Source organism: Methyloversatilis sp. XJ19-13, from assembly GCF_024580155.1.
Lineage (GTDB): Bacteria > Pseudomonadota > Gammaproteobacteria > Burkholderiales > Rhodocyclaceae > Methyloversatilis.
This window is the reverse complement of the sequence record NZ_JANINH010000006.1, coordinates 63,582-89,818: the sequence shown is the minus strand read 5'-3', so window position 1 is coordinate 89,818 and position 26,237 is coordinate 63,582. Positions and strand designations below refer to the sequence as shown.

Sequence of the window (26,237 nt, the reverse complement as noted above, 5' to 3'; positions counted from 1 at the left end):
GATAGGCGCGCCCCCGACCTTACGCAAGCAAGGACCATTGCCAAATGTTTCACTGGCTCAGACGCGCGCTTGCGCCGGCCGACGCGGACCTGCCCGAGGTGACGCCAGATGCCTGGGCACGCATCGAGGCACGGCTGCCCTTTCTCGAGTATCTCGATCCGGCCGACCGGCCGGCACTGCGCGAACTGGCGCGCCAGTTCATCGCCAGCCGGCAGTTCCACGGCGCGCACGACATGGTGCTGCACGACGACCAGCTGGTCGAGATCGCGCTGCAGGCCTGTCTGCCCATCCTCAGGCTGGGGCTGGACTGGTACGACGACTGGGTGGGCGTGGTGCTCTATCCGGGCGACTTCCTGGTGCCGCGGCAGAGCGTGGACGACGCCGGCGTGGTGCATGAGTACAAGGAGCCGCTGATCGGCGAAGCCTGGGCCGGCGGCCCGGTGCTGCTGTCCTGGCAGCCGGACGATCACGCGGCCGACGGCGTGAATGTCGTCATCCACGAATTCGCGCACAAGCTCGACATGCGAAACGGCGATGCCGACGGCCTGCCGCCGCTGCACGAAGGCATGAGCGTGGCGCGCTGGGCCGGGGTGTGGTCGGACGCGTACCAGCGTTTCTGCGCCGATATCGAAGCCGGTGTCGAAACCGGAATCGACGACTACGCAGCGGAAAGCCCGGCCGAATTCTTCGCCGTCATGTCGGAATGCTTCTTCGAAATTCCCGATCTGATCCAGGACGTGTGGCCGGATCTCTATGCACAACTGGCGCTCTTCTACCGACAGGACCCGGCTCCGCGCGCGCGCGCGCTGCACGCACCGGGAGGCGGCGCCGCAACGTGATCGCCGAACTTCTCGCCTGGTGGCGCATCGACTGCCTGCCCGAAGCCCGGCGCATGGGCTACCGGCGCGAAGCGGCAGCCCTCGTCGTGCGCCACCGGCGCCTGCGCCGGCACTGGGCCGATCACCTCGCCCGCACGCGCGCCGCGCTGCTGGCATCGGCTCGGCAGGCGACCTGCTCGCGCGACGCACCGAAACGTGCGTGGATCATGGGCGCCGGGCTGCTGCACGATGTGCCGCTCACCCAATTGCTCGACTGCTTCGAACGCATCGATCTGGTCGACGTCGCCTTCGCGCCGGCGGCGCTTGACGCGGCGCGCCGGCACCCGGGGCGCGTAGTCTGCGTGATGCAGGACGTGACCGGATTGATCGCTGACCGCTCGGGCGACTCGACAGGTGCGCCACCGCTGCCCGAAGGCGCCTGGTGCGCCTCGGTCAACCTGCTGAGCCAGTTGCCGCTGTTGCCCTGCGGCACATGGCTGAGGCAGGGCATGGCAGAACCCGAGGTCGAGCGGCGTGGCCAAGCTATCCAGCAGGCGCATGTCGATGCGCTGCAGCAGGCGGCGCACGCCTGCCTGATCATCGAATACGCGCAGACGCATTCGCCGCCCGGGCCCGCCGACATGCTCCTGCTGCCCGGTCTGCCGGCGCGCCTTGCCGCTTCCGGCTGGCTGCAGCATGACACCTGGCACTGGCCGCTGAATCCGGCCGGCGAAACCGGGCTGCCGGAAGGCCGCGCGATGCAGGCCTGGTCGCGCTGACGCGAGGCTCAGCGGGAGCGGCGACTTCCTGTGGCAGGCGCCTGTTCTGTGGGGGCGGCGGCCTCTCTGGGAGCGGCGGCCAGCGATGATCGTTGATCAGCGTGCGTATCGCGGCGGGGCCGCCGCTCCCACACGATGCCGCGTCCATCGGGCTTGCGCAGTCCCGCTCAGTCGGCCGGCCGGCGCCACACGCTGGCCAGCCAGTTCTGCTGTTCGCGCGGCAGGCCGGGCGGGCGGTAGTAGTGGGTCAGTTCGACAAAACCTGCACCGCTCATGTAGCGGCGCCAGCCTTCGAGGTCGTGGTAGCTGCCGTAGCGCTCGCCATTCCACCCCTCCTGTCCGTTGCCACGCGGATTCGAACTGAACAGTATGCCGCCGGGCTTGAGTGCGGCGAACAGCTTGCCGAGCACCTCGGCCAGCAGTCGCGACGGGACATGGAACAGCGAGGCATTGGCGAAAATGCCGTCGAAGCGCGCCGGTGGCAGGTCAAGCTCGAGGAAATTCTGTTCCAGGACCGTGCAGCCGCTGAACGCGCGTGCCATGGCGGCCGGCCGTGCAGCGCCCTCGAGTCCGGTAGGACGGTGGCCCATGTCCTTCAGCGTCTTCAGGTCCCGGCCGGGGCCGCAGCCAAAGTCCAGCAGCTCAAACGGTGGTGCGGCTTCGATGAATGACAGCAGGGCAGCGATGTTCTGGCTCACGTCGTGGTCGCGCGTACCTTGCCAGTAGTCTTCGGCATGGCGATCGTAGTGGCCCAGCGTGGAGCGGGTGATCAGGTCTGCATGGTCGGGTGGCTCGGACATGCGGTGTGCTTCCATGAGTGGGTTGGTGCCGACCTCCGCTGCAGTGCAGCGGGAAACCTGCGCGAAAACCTCTACGCTGTAACGGTACGTGCCTCGGCCTTGCTGCCGGTACGTATTGTGTGCCGATTGCAGGCCCTGCCGCTGCGCCACCCAACAACATTCCAATGAGCGGCCGGCAGACGATGAAACCCCGGCACAGCCCGTAGCCCGCGCCCTGCAGGCGGCGAACCAGGAGAGCTTCGCCAGTGCGGTCAGGCGCCGCGCAGGACGAAGCATCGACTACCGATGGAGGAGACCGTCATGAAACGTGCAGGAAAGAGCCCCGACTCCGGACCTTACACGAGCGCCGAAAGCCCGTTCGGGTGCGGCGCCGGAACGGGGGAGGGCATCGCAGCGGAATTCCTCCCGCCCGTTGACGCGCTGCAGGCGGAGAAAACCGGCCTCGGCATCCCCTGGGAACGCGAACTCGATGCGGTCGCGGCCTGGCAGGCGGCTGGCGGCAATGTCGACAGCGAGTGGGATGCCTGCGTGTGGGAGACGCGCTGCACACGATTGCGCGGTACATCGAATGCATCGCGCGCGGCCGGTCCGGATGCCGCGAACGAACCGCCGACCATGGCCACCGTGGTCCGCCTGACGACCTCGCTCGTGTCCCTGCGCGAGCGGCTGTTCCGCATGCAGAGCGAGGTGACCGACGTGGCGCGCGGAGAAATGCGCGAGCGGCGCACGCCGTCCGACGATGGCGATGCGGCCCCTGCGCGCTCGGTGGTGCGCCGCCCGCTCGGCGCGCCGAACAGCGCACGCATCCTGCGGCTGGCGCGCGACTACGTGGCAGCGCTTGATCTTGCGCGCGCCGGCATGGCCAGTCTGGTCGGCTTGCAGCCGATGAATGAAGCGGCCGCCGAGCCTATGGTCGACCGTCGCCGCAACCGCGTGCTCATCGACTTTCCCGATCGCCGCTCGGCCGGCTGATCGTCGGGCACGCCCTGGCGGGGTGTTGCCGTCTGTTCAGGCCACGGCGACGGCCGCTTCCACGCGGTCGTCGACATCCTCGCCGAGGAAGCCGCCGCTCTGGTGTGCCCACAGACGCGCGTACAGCCCGCCGCGGGCGAGCAGCGTTGCGTGGTCGCCCTCTTCGACGATGCGGCCGCGATCGAGCACGATCAGGCGGTCCATCGCGGCGATGGTCGACAACCGGTGCGCGATCGCGACCACGGTCTTGCCGGTCATCAGCCGGTACAGGCTGGCCTGGATCGCCGCTTCCACTTCCGAATCGAGCGCACTGGTCGCCTCGTCGAGCAGCAGGATGGGGGCATCCTTCAGCATGACGCGGGCGATCGCCACCCGCTGCCGCTGCCCGCCCGAAAGCTTCACGCCGCGTTCGCCGACATGGGCATCGTAGCCGCGCCGGCCCTTCGGATCGACCAGATCGGCGATGAATTCGTCGGCTTCCGCGCGTTCGGCGGCGGCGATCATGTCGGAATCGTCGGCGTCCGGACGGCCGTACATGATGTTGTCGCGCACCGAGCGGTGCAGCAGCGAGGTGTCTTGCGTGACCATGCCGATCTGCGCGCGCAGGCTGTCCTGGGTGCCGAGCGACACGTCCTGACCGTCGATCAGGATACGGCCGCCCTCGACGTCGTGAAAGCGCAGCAGCAGGTTGATCAGCGTCGACTTGCCGGCGCCCGAGCGGCCGACCAGACCGATCTTTTCGCCCGGCCGGATGTGCAGCGACAGGTCGTCGATCACCCGCTCGCCGCTGCCATGGCCATTGCCGTAATCGAACGTGACATGCTCGAAGCGGATGTCGCCGCGCGTCACATGCAGCGGCTGCGCGTCGGCACGGTCATTCACCAGCCGCGGCCGCGAAAGCGTGTTGATGCCGTCGCGCACGGTACCGATCTGTTCGAACAGCGACGCCAGTTCCCACATCACCCAGTGCGAAATGCCGTTCAGGCGCAGCGCCATGGCGGTTGCCGCGGCCACCGCGCCGACGCCGACCTGGCCCTGCATCCACAGCCACAGGGTGGTACCGGCAGTGCTCGCGATCAGTCCCATGCTCAGGATGTGATTGACGATTTCGAAGCCGGTGACCAGCCGGCTCTGTGCGTACACCGGCACCATGAATTCTCGCATCGCGTCGCGCGCGAACAGCGCTTCGCGCGCCGAATGCGAAAACAGCTTGACGGTCGCAATATTGGTATACGCGTCGGTGATGCGGCCGGTCATCAGCGAGCGGGCGTCCGCCTGCGACTGCGCCACCTTGCCCAGCCGCGGCACGAAGTAGACCATGGCCGCCACGTACAGCGACAGCCAGCCGGCGAAAGGCAGCAGCAGCCACAAGTCGAAACTGCCGACCACGGCCACCATGGTGACGAAGTAGATGATGACGAACACCAGGATGTCGGCCACGATCATCCAGGTGTCGCGCACGGCCAGCGCGGTCTGCATCACTTTCGCGGCGATGCGGCCGGCGAATTCGTCCTGGTAGAAACTCATGCTCTGGTCGAGCATGTGCCGGTGGAAGTTCCAGCGCAGCCGCATCGGGAAGTTGCCGGCCAGCGACTGGTGCTTGATCAGCGTCTGCAGGGCGATCAGCAGCGGGCTGGCCAGCAGGATGCCGCCCAGCATCAGCAGGTGGCTGCGCTCCTCCACCCACAGCTGTGCCGGCTCGATCTTGCCCAGCCAGTCGACGATGTTGCCAAGCATGGCGAACAGCATGGCTTCGAACACGCCGATCAGCGCGGTACACGCGGTCATCAGCAGGATCAGCCCGCGCATGCCTTCAGTGCCGCTCCACAGGAAGGCGAACAGTCCTTTGGGCGGCGAGGGCGGCGTGCCGTCCGGATACGGATCGACCCGTCGTTCGAAATAGCTCAGCAAATCTTTCTCCGAGAGGGACTGCAAGGGTGCGCCGTACAGGCCCGATGGGCGGATTTTACCCGCCCGATCGTGACAGTCCGCGCTTGGGCAACGGATCGACGGGTTGGTTGCGCCGGTGGATGCCGGCCGGCGTCTACAGCAGAACCACCCGGTCCGGCAGCTCGTTGTGCGGGTGGCCGTCGGGCGGGAAGTGGCGCGCCAGTGCCTGCGTGACCGCCTCGACGCACTCCAGCGCGCCGGCGCGGAATTCGCCGCGCGCGAAGCGTGCTTCGAGCTGCTGGCACAGCACCGCCCATTCGGCGTCGCCGACGCGGGCGCGGATGCCGCGGTCGGCGACGATTTCGATGTCGTGGTCGGCCATCTGCAGGTAGACCAGCACGCCGTTGTTGTGCGCCGTGTCCCAGATGCGCAGCAGCGAAAACACCTCGATCGCGCGCTCGCGTGCGGTCTGGCCGCGCCACACCGCCAGCGGAGCCTGCGCGCCCTCGACCACGAAACGCAGCTCACCCGCGTGGCGCGTTTCGCTGGCCGTGATCGCCTGTTCGATGTCGCGCAGCGTCTCCGCCGGAAAGGCGCGGCGCATCTGCCAGGGCAGATGGAAGGCATGCTTGAGCATGCGCAGCACAGTCATCGCCTTACCCCGTTCGCTTGCTTGTTCGTCCGCTCGTTCATGGGTTTGCTCACCATCGGCCCGAAGCACCGCCACCGCCAAAACCGCCGCCACCGCCGCCGAAGCCGCCGCCTCCACCGAAGCCGCCACCCCGCCCGCTTCCGCCCATGCCGCCGAAGCCGCGCCCGCCACCACCGAACAGCGTGACCAGCAGCGCGATGATGCCGGCGGCGATGGCGATCCCCAGCCCGCCGACCATCAGCCAGGCGACGAAGCCGACTGCGCCGCCAGTCACCAGCGCGCCGGGCAGTCGGCCCAGCACCGAGCGCAGGATGCCGCCCATGGCCAGTGCGATGACGAACAGCACCGGCACATAGCCTTCGATGTCGCCCGCCGATTGACCCGCCTTCGGTGAAACGGCCGGCAGCGGCTCGCCGTCGATCACCGACACCATGCGTTCGACGCCGGCGCGCACGCCGCCGTCGAAGTCGCCTTCGCGAAAGCGCGGCGTGATGACTTCGGCAATGATCCGCTTGGCCGTGATGTCGCTCAGCGCGCCTTCCAGCCCGTACCCGACCTCGATGCGCAGCGCGCGATCGTCCTTGGCGACCAGTAAAAGCGCGCCATCGTCGACGCCCTGGCGGCCGAGCTTCCAGGTTTCGGCGACGCGCAGTGCGTACTGCTCGATCGTTTCCGGCGCGGTCGTCGGCACGACGAGCACCGCGATCTGGCTGCCCTTGCGTGCCTCGAAGGCCGCCAGAGACTGTTCAAGCGCGGCCGTCGTGGCCGGGCTCAAAGTGCCGGTCTGGTCGGTGACGCGCGCACTCAGCGGCGGCACCGCCAGCTGCGCGAAGGCCAGTGTGGCGAACAGCAACAACGCGCCGCATGCGGCGCGCAGGCCGGACATCAGTTTCACTGCGGGTTCACTGCGTGGCGCCCGCCGGTTTCGCCGGTGCGGTGCCGAAATCCACCGTCGGCGGGCGGGCAATCTCGGCCTCGTTCTCGACCGTGAAGTTCGGCTTCACGTCATGCCCGAACACCATCGCCGTCAGGTTGCTCGGGAAGGAGCGCACCGTCACGTTGTAGTCCTGCACCGATTTGATGTAGCGGTTGCGCGCCACGGTGATGCGGTTTTCCGTGCCTTCGAGCTGCGCCTGCAGGTCGCGGAAGTTGGCGTCCGATTTGAGCTGCGGGTAGTTTTCAGCGACCACCAGCAGGCGTGACAGCGCGCTGCCCATTTCGCCCTGGGCGGCCTGGAATTTCGCGAATGCCTGCGGGTCGTTGATCAGTTCCGGCGTGGCCTGGATGGCACCGACCTTGGCCCTCGCTTCGGTCACGCGGATCAGGATGTCCTTCTCCTGTTCCGCGAAACCCTTGACCGTATTGACCAGATTCGGGATGAGATCGGCGCGGCGCTGATACTGGTTCAGCACCTCCGACCACGCCGCCTTCACCTGCTCGTCGCCCGACTGCAGCGTGTTGTAGCCGCAGCCCGACAGCAGCGTGACGGTGAGAAGCGCCAACAGTGACATCCACATCTTGCGCATAGCCTGCCTCCGGAACCGTTTGAATGTGACGGTAGTTGGGGGCGAAAGCCCCGGATGCAAGAAGGATACAGGCTGGATGTGACGGCGCGTTCAACCTGTGCGGCAGCCGTCTCTGTGGGAGTGCGGCCTGTGGGAGCGGCGGCCTCGCCGCGATCGCACGTTGATCAACGATCATCGCGGCATCCATCGCGGCGGGGCCGCCGCTCCCACACGTTGGGCTCTGACTCAGTCGACGGCGCNTTCGCCCGTTGAACACCTCACATCGGGCCTCCCAGCGGGGGGGGCCCCCCGCTCCCACACGTTGGGCTCTGACTCAGTCGACGGCGCTCAGCGCGGTCTGGCTGAAACCGCCGTCTACATAAGTGATTTCACCGGTCACGCCGCTGGCGAGATCCGACAGCAGGAAGGCGGCAACATTGCCCACTTCCTGGATCGTCACGTTGCGGCGCAGCGGTGCATTCTTTTCGTTGTAGGCCAGCAGCTTGCCGAAGTTGCCGATGCCCGAGGCAGCGAGCGTCTTGATCGGCCCGGCCGACACGGCGTTCGCGCGGATGCCCTGCGGGCCGAGGCTGGCAGCGAGGTAGCGCACGGATGCTTCCAGGCTGGCCTTGGCCAGCCCCATCACGTTGTAATTGGGGAGAGCACGCACGGCGCCGAGGTAGGACAGGGTCAGCACCGAGCCGTTGCGCCCCTGCATCATCGGGCGCGCCGCCTTGCACAGCGCCGGGAAGCTGTAGGCGCTCACTTCATGCGCGATGCGGAAGGCTTCGCGCGACAGGCCGTCGAGAAAGTCCCCATCGAGCGCCTCTCCGGGGGCGAAGGCGATCGAGTGCACCAGGCCGTCCAGTCCGTCCCAGGTCGAGCCCAGTTGTTCGAACAGTGCGGCGATCTGCGCGTCGTCCGCCACGTCGCAGGCGAACACCATCGACGAGCCGAAATCCCCCGCCATCTTGGTGACGCGATCGGTGAAACGCTCGTTCTGATAGGTGAACGCCAGCTCCGCGCCTTCGCGGTGACAGGCCTGGGCGATGCCGTAGGCGATCGAGCGGTTGGACAACAGTCCGGTGATCAGTATTTTCTTGCCGGCGAGAAAGCCCATGTGCGTCTCCAGAGATCCGGCGTCGCGCCGGTTGGGGGAGGGCGGATTATAGGGGATGACGCGCGCAGCGCTTCGCCCGCGCGCAAGTGCCGCATGGCACCATCTGCCGGTGCCGACTTCCGCCCCTCTCTCGCCCGAACTTTCGCCGGAACGTCCGGCCGGACCCGCGCCCTCATCGACCTGGCAGATCTGGTTCGATGGCTGCGCGCTGCCCAACCCGGGCCGCATCGGTCTGGGCGCGCTGCTGGTGTCGCCCCAGGGCAACCGCATCGAGCTGTCCAGCCCGGCCGGGCGTAGTGGCTGCAGCAACGAGGCCGAGCTGATTGCACTGTGCGCCGCACTCGAACATGCCGCTGGTCTCGGCGCCCGCCATATATATATACGCGGCGACAGCGACTTCGTCGTCCGCCACCTGCGCGGCGAACAGCGAACCGCCATCGCGCCGCTGCTCGAACTGGTCGTGCGCACCGAAGCACTGCTCGCCCGCTTCGAATCGGTCAGCCTGGAATGGGTGCCGCGCCACCGCAACCGCGACGCTGACCGCCTGTCGCGTGCCGCGCTCGGCCTGCCGGACAAACCGGCGCCGGTGCCCGGGCGGCGGCGCTAGGGTCTGCTGGCATTGAATCGCGTGACGCGCGCCGTTCGGGTTTGCAGCGTGCGGGCCCCGGACCGCGTCGTGCGCCTTGTCGAGATGGCTTGTCTCGACAAGGCGCACGACTTGCCCGTGGTACGCGTACAGCAGACGCGGTTCGCGATTCAATGCCAGCACAGACCTCAGCCCAGCACCCGCGCCGCCGCCGCTGCATACACCGGTATGCCGACCAGCAGGTTGAGCGGGAAGGTGACGCCCAGACTGAGCCCGAAGTAGAGGGCCGGGTTGGCTTCCGGTATCGCGGTACGCAGCACGGCGGGCACCACGATGTAGGACGCGCTGGCCGACAGCACCATGAGCAGGGTGGCGTCGCCTGAGCCCATGCCCAGCGCGGCAGCCAGCGTCAGGGCAATGGCCGCATGCACGACCGGGGCCACGGTGGCATAGACCAGCAGCCAGCGTGACGCCTTGCGCGCCAGGTCGAAATTGCGCGCCACCATCAGACCCATGTCCAGAAGGAAGAAGGCCAGCATGCCCTTGAACAGGTCGCCGGCGAAGGGCTGCATCACGGCCTTGCCGGCTTCGCCGCTGAAGTAGCCGATGACCATCGCGCCGATCAGCAGCAGCTGCGCGCCGTCGGTGAAGGACTCGTGCAGGATGCGGCCGATCGGTGTCCCCGGTGCGCCAGCGCCTGCCGTCATCACGGCCGCGCCGCCGCCGGAGGTCACCAGGGCGGGTGCGCTCACCGCCTGACGCGCCGCATTCGCCAGCAGCACAGCCATGATGATGGCGGGTGATTCCATCAGCACCATGGCTGCGGTCATGTGGCCGCCGTAAGCGGTGCCCGCGTTGTCCAGATACTGCGTGGCGGTGACGAACGTGACTGCGCTGACCGAGCCGTAGGATGCGGCCACGGCCGCTGCGTCGAAGCGCGACGCCACCCGGCGCAGCAGCAGATAGCCGATCGATGGCACCAGAAAGGCCATGAAGACAGCGGCAGCCAGGCCGGCTGCCACGCCGGGGTTCATGCCGGATTGCGCCAGGGCGAAGCCACCCTTCAGACCGAGCGCCATCAGCAGGTAGAGCGACAGGAATTTCTTGATCGGCTCCGGAATATCGAGGTTGGAACGCAGCGTGCCGGCCAGAACGCCGAACACGAAGAACAGGATCGCGGGGTCGAGCAGTGTGTGCATGGGGGCAATCTCCTTTCGCCCCGGATGCTAGGGTGTTCTGATCATCGAGTAAAATCGATTTTTCTGTCTTGCAACATAGATTAAAACCTATGAATATCACCTTCAGGCAATTGCGTCTTTTTCTGGCTCTGTCCGAAACCGGCAGCGTGAGTGGTGCCGCGCGGGCGCTGCACGTGACGCAGCCCACCGCATCCATGCAGTTGAAGGACATGAGCGAAGCCGTGGGGCTGCCGCTGTACGAAGTGGTGGCGAAGAAGGTGTATCTGACCGACATCGGTCAGGAACTGGCCAAGACCGCGCGGGCCATCGCGCAGTCCTGGGACGCCTTCGAGCAGGAGGCCGACGGTGCCCGCGGCCTCACGCGAGGCAAGCTCAGGGTGGCGGTCGTCAGCACCGCGCAGTACTTCATGCCGCGCCTGCTCGGCAGTTTCTGTGCCCGGCATCCGGCGATCGACGTGTCGCTCGAAGTGCTCAACCGCGACGGCGTAGTGCAGCGCCTGCGCGAAAACATGGACGACCTCTACATCATGTCGATGCCGCCAGCCGACATGGACCTGAGCGACGACATCTTCATGACCAATCCCATCGTCGTCGTTGCACCTGCCGACGATGCGCTTGCCAGCCAGTCATCGGTGATGCTGGATGCGCTGCACAGCCGCCGCTTCATCCTGCGCGAGCGCGGCTCCGGCACCCGCATGGCGGCCGACCAGCATTTCCGCAGCCACCGCTTCCGGCCCGACATCCGGCTCGAACTGGGCAGCAACGAGGCGATCAAGGAAGCGGTCGCCGGCGGCCTCGGCATCGCCGTGCTGTCGCGCCATGCGCTGCACGGTCTGGACGGCGAACACGGCGTGAGCGTGATCGACGTCGACGGGTTTCCGGTGCTGTCGAACTGGCACATCGTGCATCCGGGCGGCAAGAAGCTGTCGCCGCTGGCGCGCGCGTTCAAGGCGCATCTGCTGGCCACATGAATGCGTGCCCTGACTACAGACTCCGTGTACTCGAAGAAGCCAGGGCAACCGGCTGCGTTACAACATCGTCGTTGAAAGCAAGACCTTTCCTCGCGCACTGCGATCGGCTGCCGCGATTTCGTGTCGGCAGACGACGCGACGCGCGTGTCCAAGGCACCCGCCGAACGCGAATAACGACGGACGGTTCTGACTGCAGATCAGACGCGCGCTCGACGTGCGGCAACCGTGCCGATCAAGGCAAGCCCAGCCAGCATCAGCGCATGGACCTGCGGCTCAGGTATCGGGATGGCGACGCCGAAGGTACCCGACCCTGATTCGATGACCGAAAGTTCCTGAGGCAGGATCAGATTCAGGAAAGCCGTGTTGCTGAGATCACCCGATATGGTGAAGCCTGCTGGCACCCGAGTTGCCGAAAAGCTGACAAAAGCCTCGAATTCCATATCGATTGCCGAGCCAGGCGCCGCGAACGTCAGCTGGCGTGTGACGCTCAGCGTATCGTTGATTTCACCCGCCGCGGTGTAGCGGCTGGAGTCGGTCGTATTGAGTCCGACCACGGGGCCAAACGTCAGCAGGCTGTTGGCGCTGACATCACCCGACACGCCGGAAGTCACCAGATTTCCCTTGACCACGAGTTCGAGCGTGACATCGTAGGTGCCGGCAACCGCCGAGGTGAGCGACAGCACATCCTTTGCCTGGGCATAGACGTTGATCAACGGCACACCGAAGCCAAAAAAATCGGTACCGGTCGGATTGGTCAGGCTGCCGCCGATCTTCAGGAGCTGGTTGCCGATATCGGAGACGGCCATGTAGGAGAAACTGCCGGTCGTGCCGCCGGAAATGCTCACCACCGAGCGGTCGTAAGGAAGATCGATTTCGGATTCGATCGCGTTGGCCAGCGGTGCCTTGGCGCCGAAGGCGTCGGTATCGACGAGCGCCCGCACTTCCAGACCTACGTTGTTGACCAGCACTGCGGACGCCACGCCGCTGTGCAGGGATGTGATCGCCGCGAGCGCAATACCCGTCAATACGTTAGAAGCCTTCATGTCTGCCTCCTGGGGAAATGGATGTCACGCAATCCGGGTGACCGTGACCCTTCCTCATGCTGGGCGATCATCTTGATGCCCGCCATCTGCCCTCGAGAATTAGTGTGCAGATATTCACGGGGAATGAAGAGAAACACAAAACTGCAACAAATCACAATGGCGCCCGGTGCCTGATACCTGCAGGGCAGGGCAGGGCAGGGCAGGGCAGGGCAGGGCAGGGCAATGCTGTGTTGCATTGGGAAGACATCGTTTCCGCGAACAGCGATGTCCTTTGCCGAAGCGGAACTTGTCTGCGATGCAGGCGTTGGTCGAGCAGCTCGCCGAAACCCCATCGCCGTGTACGCACTCTGCACAACGATGGTCGTGACATGTTCGCGGCGAGGCCGCCGCTCCCACAGGGGCCGGTGCAGATCGTCGCGGGTCGCCACTCCCACAGAGAGGGCGTCGCTCCGATCACAGGGCCTTGCCCGTGACCGGAGCGGGCGCCACATCCGCGCAAACCGTTGCAGTTGCGTCGGCGCGGCGGCCGGCTTCAGGCCAGATCGAAGCGGTCGGCGTTCATCACCTTGGTCCAGGCGGCGACGAAGTCGTGCACGAACTTTTCCTTGCTGTCGTCCTGCGCATAGACCTCTGCGCAGGCGCGCAGGATGGAGTTGGAGCCGAACACCAGGTCGACCCGGGTGGCGGTCCATTTCACCTGGCCGGACTGGCGGTCACGGATTTCGTACAGGTTGCTGCCGGCCGGTTTCCACATGTACGCCATGTCGGTGAGATTGACGAAGAAGTCGTTCGTCAGCGCGCCGACACGGTCAGTGAATACGCCGTGCATGGTGCCGCCGTGGTTGGTGCCGAGCACCCGCATGCCGCCGATCAGCACGGTCATTTCCGGTGCGGTGAGCCCCATGAGCTGGGTGCGGTCGAGCAGCAGTTCCTCCGGCGTGACGACATAGTCGCGCTTCTGCCAGTTGCGGAAGCCGTCGGCCACCGGTTCGAGCACTTCGAAGGATTCGACGTCGGTCTGCGCCTGCGAGGCGTCGCCGCGACCCGGCGCGAACGGCACCGGGATGCCGAAGCCGGCCGCCTTGATGGCCTGTTCGATGCCGACATTGCCGGCCAGCACGATCACGTCGGCCAGACTGGCGCCGGCGGCTGAAGCGATGGGTTCGAGCACGCCGAGCACGCGGGCGAGGCGGGCCGGCTCGTTGCCGTCCCAGTCCTTCTGCGGCGCGAGGCGGATGCGCGCGCCATTGGCGCCGCCGCGCAGGTCCGAGCCGCGGAAGGTGCGCGCGCTGTCCCACGCGGTGGCCACCATGTCGCCGACCGACAGGTCGCTGGCGGCAATCTTCGCCTTGACCACGGCGACGTCGTAGCCGGTGTTGCCGGCGGGTACCGGGTCTTGCCAGATCAGGTCTTCCTGCGGCACTTCCGGGCCGATGTAGCGAGCCTTCGCGCCCATGTCGCGGTGGGTCAGCTTGAACCAGGCGCGCGCGAACACTTCCGAGAAATAGGCCGGGTCGGCATGGAAGCGCTCGGAAATCTTTCGGTAGGCCGGGTCCATCTTCATCGCCATGTCGGCGTCGGTCATGATGGGGTTGTGGCGGATGGCCGGGTTTTCCGCATCGACCGGCTTGTCCTCTTCGCGGATGTTGACCGGTTCCCACTGCCAGGCGCCGGCCGGACTCTTCTTCAGTTCCCAGTCGTAGCCGAGCAGCAGCTTGAAATAGCCGTTGTCCCACTGCGTGGGGTGCGTGGTCCATGCGCCTTCAAGACCACTGGTGACCGCGTTGCTGCCGACGCCGCGAGTGCTGTGGTTCATCCAGCCGAAGCCCTGTTCCTCGATCGGCGCGCCTTCCGGTGCGGGGCCGAGCAGTGAAGCATCGCCATTGCCGTGGCACTTGCCGACTGTGTGGCCGCCGGCGGTCAGCGCGCAGGTTTCCTCGTCGTCCATCGCCATGCGGGCGAAGGTGACGCGCACGTCGTGCGCGGTCTTCAATGGGTCGGGTTGACCGTCGACCCCTTCAGGATTCACGTAGATCAGCCCCATCATCACGGCGGCAAGCGGGTTGTCGAGGTCGCGCTGGCCGGAGTAGCGGCTGTTCGGGTTGTCGGACTTCGCCAGCCATTCCTTTTCCGAACCCCAGTAGATGTCCTTTTCCGGGTGCCAGATGTCTGCGCGGCCGAAGCCGAAGCCGAAAGTCTTCAGGCCCATCGATTCGTAGGCCACCGTTCCGGCGTACAGGATGAGGTCGGCCCACGACAGCTTGCTGCCGTACTTCTTCTTGATCGGCCACAGAAGGCGTCGTGCCTTGTCGAGGTTGCCGTTGTCGGGCCAGGAGTTGAGCGGCGCGAAGCGCTGGTTGCCGGTGCCGCCGCCGCCGCGGCCATCGGCGATGCGATACGTACCCGCCGCGTGCCACGCCATGCGGATCATCAGGCCGCCGTAGTGGCCCCAGTCGGCCGGCCACCAGTCCTGGCTGTCGGTCATCAGCGCGGTGACGTCCTTTTTGAGCGCCGCGAAGTCGAGCTTCTTCACCTCTTCCCGATAGCTGAACGATTCGCCCATCGGATTCGTCTTGCGGTCGTGCTGGTGCAGGATGTCGAGGTTCAAGGCCTTGGGCCACCACTCCATCACGGATAAGTCGGCCGATGTGGCGCCGCCGTGCATGACCGGACATTTGCCGGCGGACTCGTCTCGTGCATTCATCGTGCTCTCCTTTGGTAGTGACCCCGGCGCGTTCGCTCCGGCTGAGGTCATGCAAACAGCCCGAATCAACCTGCCGGGCGATTCTTGAAATGGATGAATCGAAACAGATCAACCACTGCACCTGAAAGTTCGGTACGGCCTGCCCCGGTCGATTTCATTCCTGACGGTGCAACCCGTTCCCGCTTGACGACGATGCCCGGTCAGGCGAGTTTCGTCGATGCCCTGCGGGTGACCGTCGTTATTTTCTTTAGATCGCCTTCAATAATCCATGCGAGTTGCCGGGCGCCTAACCCGTCAATCAGATTTCGTGGGTGATGCGCTTCAATCAGGTGTCAGGTTTGCGAAATTGCGCCAAGCGGTGCGACGGAAACCGCGGCCGGCAAGCGCCGGACGCCGCCGGCGCCTTCGCGCGACGGCCCGGACCTTCGGCCTTCGAAGTATCGGCAGATCTGGTGCGCGTGCTTGCGTCCTCTGTCGTGTCGCGCCAGTCCGGAGGGCACCCTTGATTCAGGCCTCGCTCGCCGGCCGCAATTCACCGCTTGATCACGCGCGTCGCGGCCGCCGGTGTCGGTCATCGAATTCCGGCGGTCGGCGGCGTATCCAGCGGATGAAGGCGGCGATGTCGGGGTGTTCGCGCAATCGTTCCGGCGTGGCGAAATCGCGCGCCAGTTCGTCTTCGCCCAGTACGGTATGCAGCTTGCGGTGGCAGATGCGATGCATCAGAACCGTGACACGCCCGCCCTTCGACTTCGGCACCAAATGGTGCTGATCGACCACCGATCCGGCGCGCATCGGTCGCCCGCACAGCGGGCAGGGCGCGTCTTCGCGCAGGCGCGTACGGGCGCCGTCCTGGGGTGTCGAGTCCGGGTTGCGTGACATGGCGACCCAGTGACCGGACGTCCGCCCCGCGGTTCCGGGCGCCCGCCGCACCTGCGTGACGATTGCGTGATGTTCGCGTGACACGGGGGCTTCATAGCGCACGAAGCTTCTATCCGCTACTTCGCCCGCCGAGGGAGCCGTGCGCGTGATGCAACGCATCCGTTCCGTGCGCGCAGGGAGGGCAGACGCGAAAGAGATACCACAGTGACACGAGGCCGGCCCACCGGCCCATGACCACTCCAGCCATTCGGGAGCGTACCCATGATGATCAGGAAGATTGCAGCAACTGCAGCACTCGCGGCCATGGCCGCTTCCCCGATGACGGTCAGCGCGGCGTTTCCGGTCGAACCCATCGGACCTACGGTAACCGCATTTACCGGCACCCCCACGCTGGTCGGTGCAGGTGTGTCGGTGAGTGCTCTCGGCCTTGCTTCGCTGACAAGTGATGCGTCGGGCAACCTGATCGGTCTGTTTCCGATCACCGGGGGGCTGCTCGACCCCGATCTTTCGAACACTACCCTGGCACGTGTCGGCAGCGGCTTGCGCCTGTCGCGTGGCAGCGTTGATGTCGATCTGCAGAACTTCCTGATCGACACCACGCTTGCGGTTGATACGACTTTCGGCAGCGTCACGTCGGGTGAAACCTTCGTCCCGTTTGCGCCGCTGTTTTCGCTGTCCGGCCTGAACCTGGTGGTAACCGACCCGGCTGGCGGCCAACCTGGGCATCTCCGACCTCGAAGATGCCCAGGTTGGCTTCGCGCTGACCAGCCCGGTCGCCGCCGTGCCCGAGCCCGAACCCTGCGCGCTGCTGCTGGCCGGCCTGGGCCTGATCACGCTTGACGCGCGCCGGCGTACGCAGAAGCGTTGATCGCGCGCGAAGACGGCGAGCATTGACGGGAGCGGTCACTGTGGTCCGGGATGTCCTGCGGGAGCGGCGATCCACCGCTTGCCCTGCATGGCTAGCCGGCTCTGCGGGCAGCGAGCAGTGAAGTTCTGTGGGAGATTCTATGTCTGAGCACAAGTGTTTTTGTGCTCCCTGGGTTGGTATTGAGCGCCGGTTTTCATGAGAGAGAAGGCCACGCGAGCGATCTTTCTTGCCAGGGCGACAAGGGCCTGGGTGCAGGAGAAGCCGCGGGCGATGCAGGCTTGATAAAAGGGTTTCCAAGTGGCTGATCGGCTGGCGGCCATTGCGGCGTTGTGCAGGAGTCGGCGCACCTCCGGGTCGCCCTTTTTGCTCAGGGTGCCGCGCGCGTTCTGGTTGCCCGATTGGCGCACGCACACATCGAGTCCGAGATAGGCGATGAAGGCGTCTGCGCTGGTAAAGGCGCCCCGATGGAAGGTCGCGCACAATGCGGCGGCGCTCAGCGGACCGACGCCCTCGATACCCTGGCAGCGGCGGTGATCGTCGATCCAGTCGCTGGCTTTGAGCTTTTCCACGATCTGGGCCTGAATCTGCTGGGCGAGCCGGTCAGCCTTGGCCAGCAAGGCGCGCACCTCGCGCTTGAAGCCGGGCAGATCGGACAGGCTCTGGCGCATGATGACGGCGGCCCGGACCAGGGTGGCGCGACGACGCAGCAGTTGCTGCACGCGCTGCGTGGCCTCGGGTGGCAGCGTGTAGGGGTGCAGGCGATGCCCTTCGGAGGCGATGTAGCGGGCGATGAGCCGGGCGTCGATCGGATCGGTCTTGGCCCGCACGCTCGTGGCGTCGCGGTAGCGCGAGAGGCGATAGCCGTCGATCAGGTAGAGCGGGTGCCCGGCCTTGATCACGGCGTCACGCAGCGCGTGGTGATAGGTGCCGGTGGCCTCGCAGCCGATGTGCAGCGGGCCGCTGGGCAAGGCGCGCAGCCAGGCCCGGATGGCGAGAGGGGTGTTGTCGATGCGCTGCACCGGGCCGTGTTCGCCCAGTGCGATATCGAGGCGGGCTTTGGATACGTCGATGCCGATGTGAATCGGCGCAGGCTGACTTGTCATGAACAGGCTCTCCCGACTAAGGTTTAGGGGCTTGTCGGGACTCACCAGGCAATCGCTTGCAGGATATGGTCGATCAGGGCCGGCGTGGGCCGCGTCGATGGATTCCTCATGGGTGCTCGATGGTGAGGGGCGGGACGATATCTCCCACGGTCTGTGCAAAAGCCAGAAGCGGCGTTGGTCCCTCCACCCCGACAAGTTCTCACTACAACTCGCCGAGGCAGAACATACAAGCGGCGGCCTCGTCGCGATCGTGCATTCATCGCCACAGTGCAACGTGCGCATCGCGGCGAGGCCGCCGCTCCCACACGGGCCGCTCCCGCAGGGGCACGATGCCGGCCCGTCTTGCCGCGCCATTCGTTCAGAAGGGCAGCGCGAGCTGCCCTTCTTCCGTGCCGGGGGCGGCACCCGTTGCCGGCAGTGCGTCGGCCCGCATCAGGTGGCCGGCACGCACGCCGAGCAGGCGGAAGCGCCGGTCGAGTGGCATGCGCTTGACGCACAGGGCTGCGTGATGACGGATCGCAGGCGCATCGCATATGTAAACAGGCAGCGTGATTTCTCGCGTCAGGATACTGAAGTCATCGAGCCGCAGCTTCGCTCCGATGGATCTTGCAACATAGCCCTTTCTCTGCAGGTCTTCCGCCAGGCGCTCGCACAGACGGGTGAAGATCTCGCCGAGTTCGGCGCGGTCATGGCGCGCATGCAGATCACGTTCGAAAGTGGTTTCGCGGCTGAGTGACTTCGCTTCGCGCTCGGTCACCAGCGGCCGGTCATCGCGGCCGTGCGCAGCGGCGGTCAGCCAGCGGCCATAGCTCTGGCCGAACTGTTCGATCAGCCCGTGCGGTTCGGCCGCTGCCAGTTCGCCGATGCTGCGGATGCCGAGCGCTTCGAGCTTCGCACTGGCTTTCGGACCGATGCCGTTGATGCGTCTGGCCGGCAGCGGCCAGATGATCGATGGCACATCGGCTTCGGTCAGCAGCGTGATGCCATGCGGCTTGTGCAGATCGGACGCCAGCTTGGACAGCAGCTTGTTCGGCGTAATCCCGATCGAGCAGCTGAGGCCGGTTGCCGCGTGCACGGCCTGCTGGATGCGCAGCGCGATGGCGCGCACGCCGCCGTGCGGGTCGTCGCCGACGGCATCCTGGGCGCCCGGCAGGTCGGTCAGGTCCATGTAGATTTCGTCGATGCCGCGGTCCTCGATCAACGGCGCGTGTTCAGCCACGGCGGCCTTGAACAGCCGCGAGTTGAGTCGGTAGGCGTCGAAATCGATCGGCAGCAGCACGGTGTCGGGCGCCAGTGCGGCGGCTTTCATCAGGCCGATGCCGGAATGCACGCCGAAGGCGCGCGCTTCGTAGGTGGCCGTGGTGGCGACGCCGCGGCCCGCATAGTCGCGCAGCCGGGCGAAGCGCCGTGTGCCGTCGGGCAGCAGTTCGGGCTGATGGCGGGCACCACCGCCCACCACCATCGGGAGGCCGCGCAGCTCGGGGTAGCGCAGCAATTCGACCGAGGCGAAGAAGGCGTCCATGTCGAGATGGGCGATCCAGCGGCGGGTCATGGCGGCAGGATCAATTCGGCTTGCCGCTTCGCGGCGCGACCTGCGGTGGCGGCTGGCTGGCCTGCTCCAGCGCCTCGCGCACGCGCTCGATGTCGTGCGCGCGCAGGCCGTCGACCAGCGCGCGCGAGGCGTCGAGCCGCCGTTCGGCATAGCGACGCAGGCTTTCGAGCGTCGGTGCCGACGGTGCTTCCGGACTGAGGCGCAGATCCGTCAATTCGTCAAAGCGCTGCTGGTAGGCGTCGGCCACTTCGGATTCGATGCGCCCGGCCAGTTCGTCGAACGACGCGCCGGATGACTGCGCGTCGCCGAGCAGCTGCGTCCAGCGGTCGGCAATGCGCTTGTCCTCGCCGATGAATTCGCGGATTTCGCCGCGTGCCATCACCTCTTCGCTCCAGCGATAGCGTGGCGACGGGATGCCGATGATCATCAGCACCAGCGCGGTGACCAGCGTGAAGCCGGCCAGCCATTGACCGGCCGAGGCGGTATGTGTGCGATAGCGGCCAAGCAGCGGCTTTGCGCTGTCGCCCAACGGTTGCGCCAGTGCCGCACCGGCCAGCAGGCCTGCGATGAAGCCGCCGATGTGTGCACCGTTGTCGATGCCGGGGATCTGGAAGCCGAGGAAGATGGTGATGGCCGCAAACAGGCTGGCACCCCAGAAAAGACGGGTGAATTCGCGTCGGTCCAGCGTGTCGCGCTGCTGCCACAGAAAGCTCAGCAACGCGCCAAAAACACCGAAGATGGCGCCTGATGCGCCACCCGACACCGCGCGGTCGCCCTGCGAAATCAGTGACAGCAGATTGCCGGCCAGGCCGCTCAGAAGATAGATCGCGATGAAGCGCGCCGGGCCGAACATGCGTTCGACCAGTCGGCCGCCGTCCCACAGCGACAGCATGTTCATGCCCAGATGGAACAGCCCGAAGTGCAGGAACAGTGCGCTGCCCAGCCGCCACCATTCGCCGTCCTTGGTCGCCGGACCGAAATTGGCGCCCCAGGCGAACTGTACGTCGCTCGACGAATGCCACAGGCCGGCGCCATATAGCAGCATCAGCGCGAACACGCCGACATTGAGCGCGATCAGCGTGAGTGTCACCGGAATGCGCCGGCGGCGCCGGATCAGCTGGTCGAGCAGGGGCAGGGGGGCGGGTGTCACGTGAGGCAGTGCGTCATGCGGGAGTGGCTCGAGCGTAGCACTGCAGTCCGGCGGCAATGATCACCATCGTGTATCCGTTTGCGACGCGTCCGGGCGGAAGTCGCTGTGGTACTCGGCAATGATATCGACCAGAGCGCGTGCGTCGACCACTGATGCCGACTGGCCGGGCTGTCCGGTCAGCGACCGAATTCGGTCATGTCCAGCAGGTCGCTGATCAATTCCAGACGGAGCAGCGGATCGGTCATTTCCATCATGCGCTGGCGGTCCTCGGCCGGTACCGGCAGCAGTTCGCACCAACGGTTGGCTACCCAGCCAGCGGCGTCGAAGCGACGGGGTTCGAGGATGGGCGACACCTCGGCCGATTCGAACACTTCGAGCATGCGCACCAGATTGGCCGCGACATAGGCCAGGTCCGAAGGCACCTTGACATGCGGGTCGTCCGGCAGCACTTCGATGTCTGCCATCCACAGACCGTGCGGGGTCTGCTCGCTGGCCGTCACCTTGAAGCGCGAGGTGCCGCGGGTGACGATTTCGATCAGCCCGGGCTGCGGTGTCTGGTAGTCGATGATTTCCGCCAGTGTGCCGATGGCGTGAAAGCGCTCGCCCGGCGTGGGGCCGGGGCGCTGCACGTCCTGGCCCTGAGTCAGCGACACCACGCCGAAGGGCTTTCCGCTCTTGTGGCACTGCTTGATCATCGTCAGATAGCGGACCTCGAAGATGCGCAGCGGCAGCATGCCGTCGGGAAACAATATGACGCTCAGCGGAAACAGCGGAATGGCGTCGGGAGAAAGTGAAGTCGTCATGAGCGGGCCTGTAGGCTGGGTTCGCTGCGGCGGCAGGCGATTTGTTCGATATCGGCGACGAGCGAGGCGGCTTCGCGCTGCAGGTGCTTGCGCTGAGCCGGAGTGAGCGAGGCCGACAGCGCCGACAGCGCCTCAGCCGCGCGGGCACGATTGGCGTCGAAGGCGGCGGAGTAGCCAGGTGTGAAGAGGTTGCCGGGCGACACGAAAAGGGTTTCGAGTTCGCTGATCACGGCGTCGCGTCCGGCATTGCGGCGCGCCAGCACGTCGGCCAGTGCCGTTTGCCAGCGACGGCGGCTTTCCATGCCGTCCTCGCCGTTGCCGCGCACGTCGCGCGCCCAGTCGTCGATCAGCGTCAGCTGCGACGGCGTGAGTTTGCCCAGCCAGGCCTCGCTGCGCTTCTTCATGCGCTTGGCGCGCTCGCGCACCAATTCGTCACGCGATGGCTCAACCCAGTCTTCAACATAGTCACGGTTGCTCTCTTTCATCCGTTTGTTGAATGTCTCGATCTGCGCCGGCGTGGCGCCCACCATCAGCGGCCCGACTTCACGTGCCGCGCGGCGGGCGATGTCGTGGCCGAACCCCAGGGCCTGGTCGATGTGCGAATTCGCGCGCCCCACGCTCATGCCGTCGCGCAGGTCGGCATCGACCGTGCGCAGCCATGCCGAGTATGCAGGAAGCTGGGTCGCGCAGTGCCAGTCGACGAGCCGTGCGACGGCGGGCTCGACCACTGCACGTTGCGCTGAATACATCGGCAGGTAGTCATCGAGTCGCCAGGCGATCAGGCGGTCGAGCTGGTTGTAACCCATCTGCACGAAGCTGCAGCCGGTGAGCGCGAGCGCGACGGCGAACGCGGGCACCAGCGCTTTCATGGAGCGGACACGGGAACGGACCAGGTTCATCGGCGGGCGGGAAGGTGACACATCATCTGCATCCTAGACCGATCGCCGCGGTATCGGTTCGCTGAGTGGATCGACCGATACGGCAACCAAATCTCGCCGGAAACCTTTTTCCTCCTGCCCGCTCACAGAGCGGACCTCGCCGCCTACAATCCGCCCATGATCCGACTGCGACCGCTGCACCGCTCCCTGTGCCGACTGCTGGCCGCGTCCCTGGCTTCGATGCTGCTCAGTGGCTGCGGCGAGGTCTGGAACAATCCGTATCCGGCGGCGGAAAGCGGCCGCAACATTCTTTACACGGCCTTCACCGACCGACCCAAGCACCTCGATCCGGTGCAGTCGTACAGCGAAAACGAAATCACCTTCACGGCGCAGATCTACGAGGCGCCGCTGCAGTACCACTACCACACACGACCGTTCGAACTGACCACCGCCACGGCCGAAGCGATGCCGCAGCCGCGCTTCTACGACCGTGACGGCCGCGAGCTGTCGGCCGATGCGCCGGCGGCCGACATTGCCGAGTCGGTGTACGACATCCGCATCAGGCCGGGCATCCGCTACCAGCCGCATCCGGCGCTGGCGCGCGACGAAGCCGGCCGTTACCTCTACCACTCGGGTGGCCCGGGCGCGCGGCTGACGCTGTACGACTTCGAACAGACCGGCTCGCGCGAGCTCGAAGCCGCAGACTACGCCTACCAGATCAAGCGGCTGGCCCATCCGGGCCTGCATTCGCCGATCTTCGGCCTGATGAGCGACTACATCGTCGGCCTGAAGGAATTCGGCGACACGCTGAAGGACGCCGCGAAGATATTACCGCCCGGCGCCTGGCTGGACCTGCGCCAGCATGCGCTGCCGGGCGTCGAGGTGATCGACCGCCACACCTACCGCATCCGCCTGAAGGGCAAATACCCGCAGTTCCTGTACTGGCTCGCCATGCCCTTCTTCGCGCCGGTGCCGTGGGAGGCCGACCTGTTTCACGCCCAGCCGGGCATGGCGGAGCGCAACCTCACGCTCGACTGGTACCCGATCGGCACCGGCCCCTACATGCTCAGCGAGAACAATCCGAACGCGCGCATGGTGCTGACGCGCAATCCGAACTTCCGCGAAGAAACCTATCCGTGTGAGGGTGAGGAGGGCGACCGCGAAGCCGGCCTGCTGGCCGACTGCGGCAAGCGCCTGCCACTGGTCGAACAGATCGTGTTCACGCGCGAGAAGGAACAGATTCCGTACTGGAACAAATTCCTGCAGGGCTACTACGACGCGTCCGGCATCAGTTCCGATTCATTCGACCAGGCGGTGCAGTTCGGCCAGACCGGCGAAGTCAGCCTGAGCGACGGCATGCAGGCGCAGGGCATCCGGCTGCAGACCTCGGTATCGACGTCCACGATGTACATGGGCTTCAACATGCTCGACCCGGTGGTCGGCGGCATGGCGGAGCGCGGCCGCAAGCTGCGTCAGGCCATCGGCATCGCGCTCGACCAGGAGGAGTTCATTTCCATTTTCCAGAACGGCCGCGGTCTGCCGGCGCAGTCGCCGCTGCCGCCCGGCATTTTCGGCTATCGGGGCGGCCGCGAAGGCAGCAACCCCAGTATGTACGATTGGGTGAATGATCAGCCGCAACGCAAGTCCGTTGACGAAGCGAAGCGGCTGCTGGCCGAAGCGGGCTGGCCTAACGGTCGCGACGCGAAAACCGGTGAGGCGCTGGTGGTCAATCTCGACACCACCGGCACCGGTCTCGGCAGCAAGGCGCGCATCGACTGGCTGACCAAGCAGTTCGATCAGCTCGGCGTGCAACTGGTGGTGCGCAGCACCGACTACAACCGCTTCCAGGAAAAGGTGCGCAAGGGCGCCGCCCAACTCTTTTTCTGGGGCTGGAACGCCGATTACCCGGACCCGGAAAACTTTCTTTTCCTGCTCTACGGCCCGCAGTCCAAGGTGAAGGTGCAGGGCGAGAATGCGGCAAATTACGAAAACGCCGAATTCGACCGCCTGTTCGAGAAGATGAAGGCGATGGACAACAGCCCGGAACGGCAGGTCATCCTCGACCGCATGCTGGCCATCCTGCAGCACGATGCGCCCTGGGTGTGGGGCTTCCACCCGAAGAGCTACGGCCTGGAACACAGCTGGGTGTTCAACCGCAAACCGTCGACCGTGGCCAACAACACGATGAAATACACCCGCATCGACCCGGCGCTGCGCGAAGCGAAGCGCGCCGAATGGAACCGCCCTGTGCGCTGGCCGCTGGTCGCCGGCGCCCTGTTGCTGCTCGCACTGGTGTGGCCCGCCTGGCGTCACTGGAAGCGCTCCGAACAGGCGCGCGCTGTGGGGGCGGCGGCATGAACTTCCTGGCCCCTGTGGGAGCGGCGATCCACTGCAGGCTATGCGGGCGGCGAGCAGCGCTCGCCGAAACCCCCGCGCCGTTCCACGGCTGGCCCTGCATGGCCAGCCGGCTCCGCGGGCGGCGAGGCGTGCTCGCCGAAACCCCCGCTCCGTTCCACGGCTGGCCCTGCATGGCCAGCCGGCGCCGCGGGCGGCGAGGCGTGCTCGCCGAAACCCCCCCTCCGTTCCACGGCTGGCCCTGCATGGCCCGCCGGCGCCGCGGGCGGCGAGGCGTGCTCGCCGAAACCCCCCCTCCGTTCCACGGCTGGCCCTGCATGGCCCGCCGGCGCCGCGGGCGGCGAGGCGTGCTCGCCGAACCCCCCGCTCCGCCCACGCCGCGATCGGCACCGGCCCTGTGGGAGCGGCGGCCTCGCCGCGATCGTGCAGCGATGGTCGCATTGCAAAGTGCGTATCGCGGCGAGGCCGCCGCTCCCACAGGCCGCTGCTCCCACAGAGAAAGCTCCCACAGAGAAAGCTCCCACAGGGACAGCTCCCACGGGGACAGCTCCCACCATCACCGGTCCCTCAGGCAGGTCGCTGATCAGGCGCGCTTCCGGTGCGCGTTCGAAGGCGCCGCACGATGATCGCCTACATCATCCGCCGGCTGCTCTATGCCATTCCCATCCTGATCGGGGTGAACCTGATCACCTTCCTGCTGTTCTTCGTCGTCAATTCGCCCGATGACATCGCTCGCATGCAGCTCGGTGCCAAGCGGGTGACGCCGGAGGCGATCGAAAAGTGGAAGGCCGAGCGCGGCTACGACAAGCCGCTGGTGTGGAATGCCGCCGCGCCGGGTGTGGCGAAGGCAACCGACACCATCCTGTTCGACAAGTCGGTACGCATGTTCGCGCTGGACTTCGGTCGCGCTGACGACGGCCGCGACATCGCGCTGGAAATCCGGAGCCGCATGGGGCCCAGCCTCGCCATCGCGATTCCGACCTTCGTCCTCGGCCTTTTCGTCACCGTTAGTTTCGCGCTGCTGCTGGTGTTCTTCCGCAACACCGCGCTGGATGTCGGCGGCGTCGTGCTGTGCGTGGCGGCGATGTCGATTTCCGGGCTGTTCTACATCATCGGCGGCCAGTATCTGGTGAGCAAGGTGTGGAATCTGGTGCCGATTTCCGGCTACAGCAGCGGCTTGGACGCAGGCAAATTCCTCATCCTGCCGGTGCTGATCAGCGTGGTCGGCGGCATCGGGGCGTCGGCGCGCTGGTACCGCACGCTGTTCCTCGAAGAGATCAACAAGGATTACGTGCGCACGGCGCGCGCCAAGGGACTTTCGGAACTGCGCGTCCTGTTCCGGCATGTGCTGAAGAACGCGATGATTCCCATCCTGACCGGCGTGGTGGTGGTCATTCCGCTGCTGTTCATGGGGTCGCTGCTGCTCGAAAGTTTCTTCGGCATCCCGGGGCTGGGCAGCTACACCATCGACGCCATCGGCTCGCAGGATTTCGCCGTGGTGCGCTCCATGGTGTTCATCGGCTCGGTGCTCTACATCGTCGGTCTGCTGCTGACCGACATTTCCTACACGCTGGTCGATCCGCGAGTGAGGCTGAACTGATGCCCCATTG

22 protein-coding genes and 1 pseudogene are annotated in these 26,237 nt (G+C 66.1%); 8 read left to right on the top strand and 15 right to left on the bottom strand.

What is annotated here, in order from left to right; genetic code table 11:
• Positions 1–44: 44 nt before the first annotated feature.
• Both NMQ14_RS09865 and NMQ14_RS09860 read left to right on the top strand, forming a co-directional pair.
• Positions 45–839, top strand: coding sequence for a zinc-dependent peptidase (locus NMQ14_RS09865; protein WP_257095643.1), 795 nt, complete (start codon positions 45–47; stop codon positions 837–839).
• The gene (locus tag NMQ14_RS09860; RefSeq protein WP_257095641.1) at positions 836–1,597 is read left to right on the top strand and encodes a hypothetical protein; all 762 of its coding nucleotides are present in this window, start codon (positions 836–838) and stop codon (positions 1,595–1,597) included. Before NMQ14_RS09865 ends, NMQ14_RS09860 begins: the two co-directional genes overlap by 4 nt.
• A gap of 167 nt (positions 1,598–1,764) precedes the next feature.
• Here the strand turns inward: NMQ14_RS09860 and NMQ14_RS09855 are convergent, their stop codons facing one another.
• Positions 1,765–2,397 carry a bifunctional 2-polyprenyl-6-hydroxyphenol methylase/3-demethylubiquinol 3-O-methyltransferase UbiG gene (locus NMQ14_RS09855; protein WP_257095639.1) on the bottom strand — a complete coding sequence of 211 codons (633 nt, stop codon included), beginning with the start codon at positions 2,395–2,397 and terminating at the stop codon, positions 1,765–1,767.
• Between the two features lie 300 nt (positions 2,398–2,697).
• Here NMQ14_RS09855 and NMQ14_RS09850 point away from each other — a divergent pair, with 300 nt between their 5' ends.
• A complete protein-coding gene (locus NMQ14_RS09850) occupies positions 2,698–3,369 on the top strand; it encodes a hypothetical protein (protein WP_257095637.1) in 672 nt (223 codons plus the stop codon).
• Positions 3,370–3,405: 36 nt separating this feature from the next.
• Here NMQ14_RS09850 and NMQ14_RS09845 read toward each other — a convergent pair whose 3' ends face one another.
• The 5 genes from NMQ14_RS09845 to fabI form a co-directional block, all read right to left on the bottom strand.
• The gene (locus tag NMQ14_RS09845) at positions 3,406–5,280 is read right to left on the bottom strand and encodes an ABC transporter ATP-binding protein (protein WP_257095635.1); all 1,875 of its coding nucleotides are present in this window, start codon (positions 5,278–5,280) and stop codon (positions 3,406–3,408) included.
• 133 nt (positions 5,281–5,413) lie between these two features.
• Positions 5,414–5,911 (bottom strand): TPM domain-containing protein, encoded by a 498-nt coding sequence (locus NMQ14_RS09840; RefSeq protein ID WP_257080007.1) that lies wholly within the window; start codon positions 5,909–5,911, stop codon positions 5,414–5,416.
• Positions 5,912–5,960: 49 nt separating this feature from the next.
• Entirely contained in the window at positions 5,961–6,797 is an 837-nt protein-coding gene (locus NMQ14_RS09835; protein ID WP_257095992.1) for a YgcG family protein, read from the bottom strand.
• Between the two features lie 16 nt (positions 6,798–6,813).
• The gene (locus NMQ14_RS09830; protein ID WP_257095632.1) at positions 6,814–7,437 is read right to left on the bottom strand and encodes a LemA family protein; all 624 of its coding nucleotides are present in this window, start codon (positions 7,435–7,437) and stop codon (positions 6,814–6,816) included.
• A 313-nt stretch (positions 7,438–7,750) separates the two neighbouring features.
• Positions 7,751–8,536, bottom strand: a complete 786-nt coding sequence (gene fabI, locus NMQ14_RS09825; protein WP_257095630.1) for an enoyl-ACP reductase FabI — start codon at positions 8,534–8,536, stop codon at positions 7,751–7,753.
• A 55-nt stretch (positions 8,537–8,591) separates the two neighbouring features.
• Here fabI and NMQ14_RS09820 point away from each other — a divergent pair, with 55 nt between their 5' ends.
• Positions 8,592–9,143, top strand: coding sequence for a ribonuclease HI family protein (locus tag NMQ14_RS09820; RefSeq protein WP_257095628.1), 552 nt, complete (start codon positions 8,592–8,594; stop codon positions 9,141–9,143).
• Positions 9,144–9,310: 167 nt separating this feature from the next.
• Here NMQ14_RS09820 and NMQ14_RS09815 read toward each other — a convergent pair whose 3' ends face one another.
• The gene (locus tag NMQ14_RS09815; RefSeq protein WP_257095626.1) at positions 9,311–10,321 is read right to left on the bottom strand and encodes a sodium-dependent bicarbonate transport family permease; all 1,011 of its coding nucleotides are present in this window, start codon (positions 10,319–10,321) and stop codon (positions 9,311–9,313) included.
• 89 nt (positions 10,322–10,410) lie between these two features.
• Between NMQ14_RS09815 and NMQ14_RS09810 the strand changes: the two genes are divergently transcribed.
• The gene (locus NMQ14_RS09810; RefSeq protein ID WP_257095624.1) at positions 10,411–11,292 is read left to right on the top strand and encodes a LysR family transcriptional regulator; all 882 of its coding nucleotides are present in this window, start codon (positions 10,411–10,413) and stop codon (positions 11,290–11,292) included.
• Positions 11,293–11,489: 197 nt separating this feature from the next.
• Here NMQ14_RS09810 and NMQ14_RS09805 read toward each other — a convergent pair whose 3' ends face one another.
• The 3 genes from NMQ14_RS09805 to NMQ14_RS09795 form a co-directional block, all read right to left on the bottom strand.
• Positions 11,490–12,335, bottom strand: a complete 846-nt coding sequence (locus tag NMQ14_RS09805) for a PEP-CTERM sorting domain-containing protein (RefSeq protein WP_257095622.1) — start codon at positions 12,333–12,335, stop codon at positions 11,490–11,492.
• 532 nt (positions 12,336–12,867) lie between these two features.
• Positions 12,868–15,039, bottom strand: coding sequence for a catalase/peroxidase HPI (katG, locus tag NMQ14_RS09800; protein WP_257095621.1), 2,172 nt, complete (start codon positions 15,037–15,039; stop codon positions 12,868–12,870).
• A gap of 543 nt (positions 15,040–15,582) precedes the next feature.
• Positions 15,583–15,918 carry an HNH endonuclease gene (locus NMQ14_RS09795; RefSeq protein ID WP_257095620.1) on the bottom strand — a complete coding sequence of 112 codons (336 nt, stop codon included), beginning with the start codon at positions 15,916–15,918 and terminating at the stop codon, positions 15,583–15,585.
• A 264-nt stretch (positions 15,919–16,182) separates the two neighbouring features.
• Here NMQ14_RS09795 and NMQ14_RS09790 point away from each other — a divergent pair.
• Positions 16,183–16,786 (top strand): annotated as a pseudogene (locus NMQ14_RS09790) (PEP-CTERM sorting domain-containing protein).
• Positions 16,787–16,923: 137 nt separating this feature from the next.
• On the opposite strand, the gene NMQ14_RS09785 reads toward NMQ14_RS09790, so the two are convergent.
• The 5 genes from NMQ14_RS09785 to NMQ14_RS09765 form a co-directional block, all read right to left on the bottom strand.
• Positions 16,924–17,889, bottom strand: a complete 966-nt coding sequence (locus NMQ14_RS09785) for an IS110 family transposase (RefSeq protein WP_257095619.1) — start codon at positions 17,887–17,889, stop codon at positions 16,924–16,926.
• 358 nt (positions 17,890–18,247) lie between these two features.
• Positions 18,248–19,441 (bottom strand): DNA polymerase IV, encoded by a 1,194-nt coding sequence (locus tag NMQ14_RS09780; protein ID WP_257095618.1) that lies wholly within the window; start codon positions 19,439–19,441, stop codon positions 18,248–18,250.
• A 10-nt stretch (positions 19,442–19,451) separates the two neighbouring features.
• Positions 19,452–20,591, bottom strand: a complete 1,140-nt coding sequence (locus NMQ14_RS09775; protein WP_257095617.1) for a rhomboid family intramembrane serine protease — start codon at positions 20,589–20,591, stop codon at positions 19,452–19,454.
• Positions 20,592–20,767: 176 nt separating this feature from the next.
• Positions 20,768–21,394 (bottom strand): LON peptidase substrate-binding domain-containing protein, encoded by a 627-nt coding sequence (locus NMQ14_RS09770; RefSeq protein ID WP_257079993.1) that lies wholly within the window; start codon positions 21,392–21,394, stop codon positions 20,768–20,770.
• On the bottom strand, positions 21,391–22,263 hold the full coding sequence (locus tag NMQ14_RS09765; protein ID WP_257095616.1) for a DUF6279 family lipoprotein: 873 nt from the start codon (positions 22,261–22,263) through the stop codon (positions 21,391–21,393). Before NMQ14_RS09765 ends, NMQ14_RS09770 begins: the two co-directional genes overlap by 4 nt.
• Positions 22,264–22,449: 186 nt before the next feature.
• Between NMQ14_RS09765 and NMQ14_RS09760 the strand changes: the two genes are divergently transcribed.
• Both NMQ14_RS09760 and NMQ14_RS09755 read left to right on the top strand, forming a co-directional pair.
• Positions 22,450–24,630: an ABC transporter substrate-binding protein gene (locus NMQ14_RS09760; RefSeq protein WP_257095615.1), complete on the top strand. Its 2,181-nt coding sequence runs from the start codon at positions 22,450–22,452 to the stop codon at positions 24,628–24,630.
• 619 nt (positions 24,631–25,249) lie between these two features.
• Positions 25,250–26,227: an ABC transporter permease gene (locus NMQ14_RS09755; protein ID WP_257095613.1), complete on the top strand. Its 978-nt coding sequence runs from the start codon at positions 25,250–25,252 to the stop codon at positions 26,225–26,227.
• Positions 26,228–26,237 lie beyond the last annotated feature (10 nt).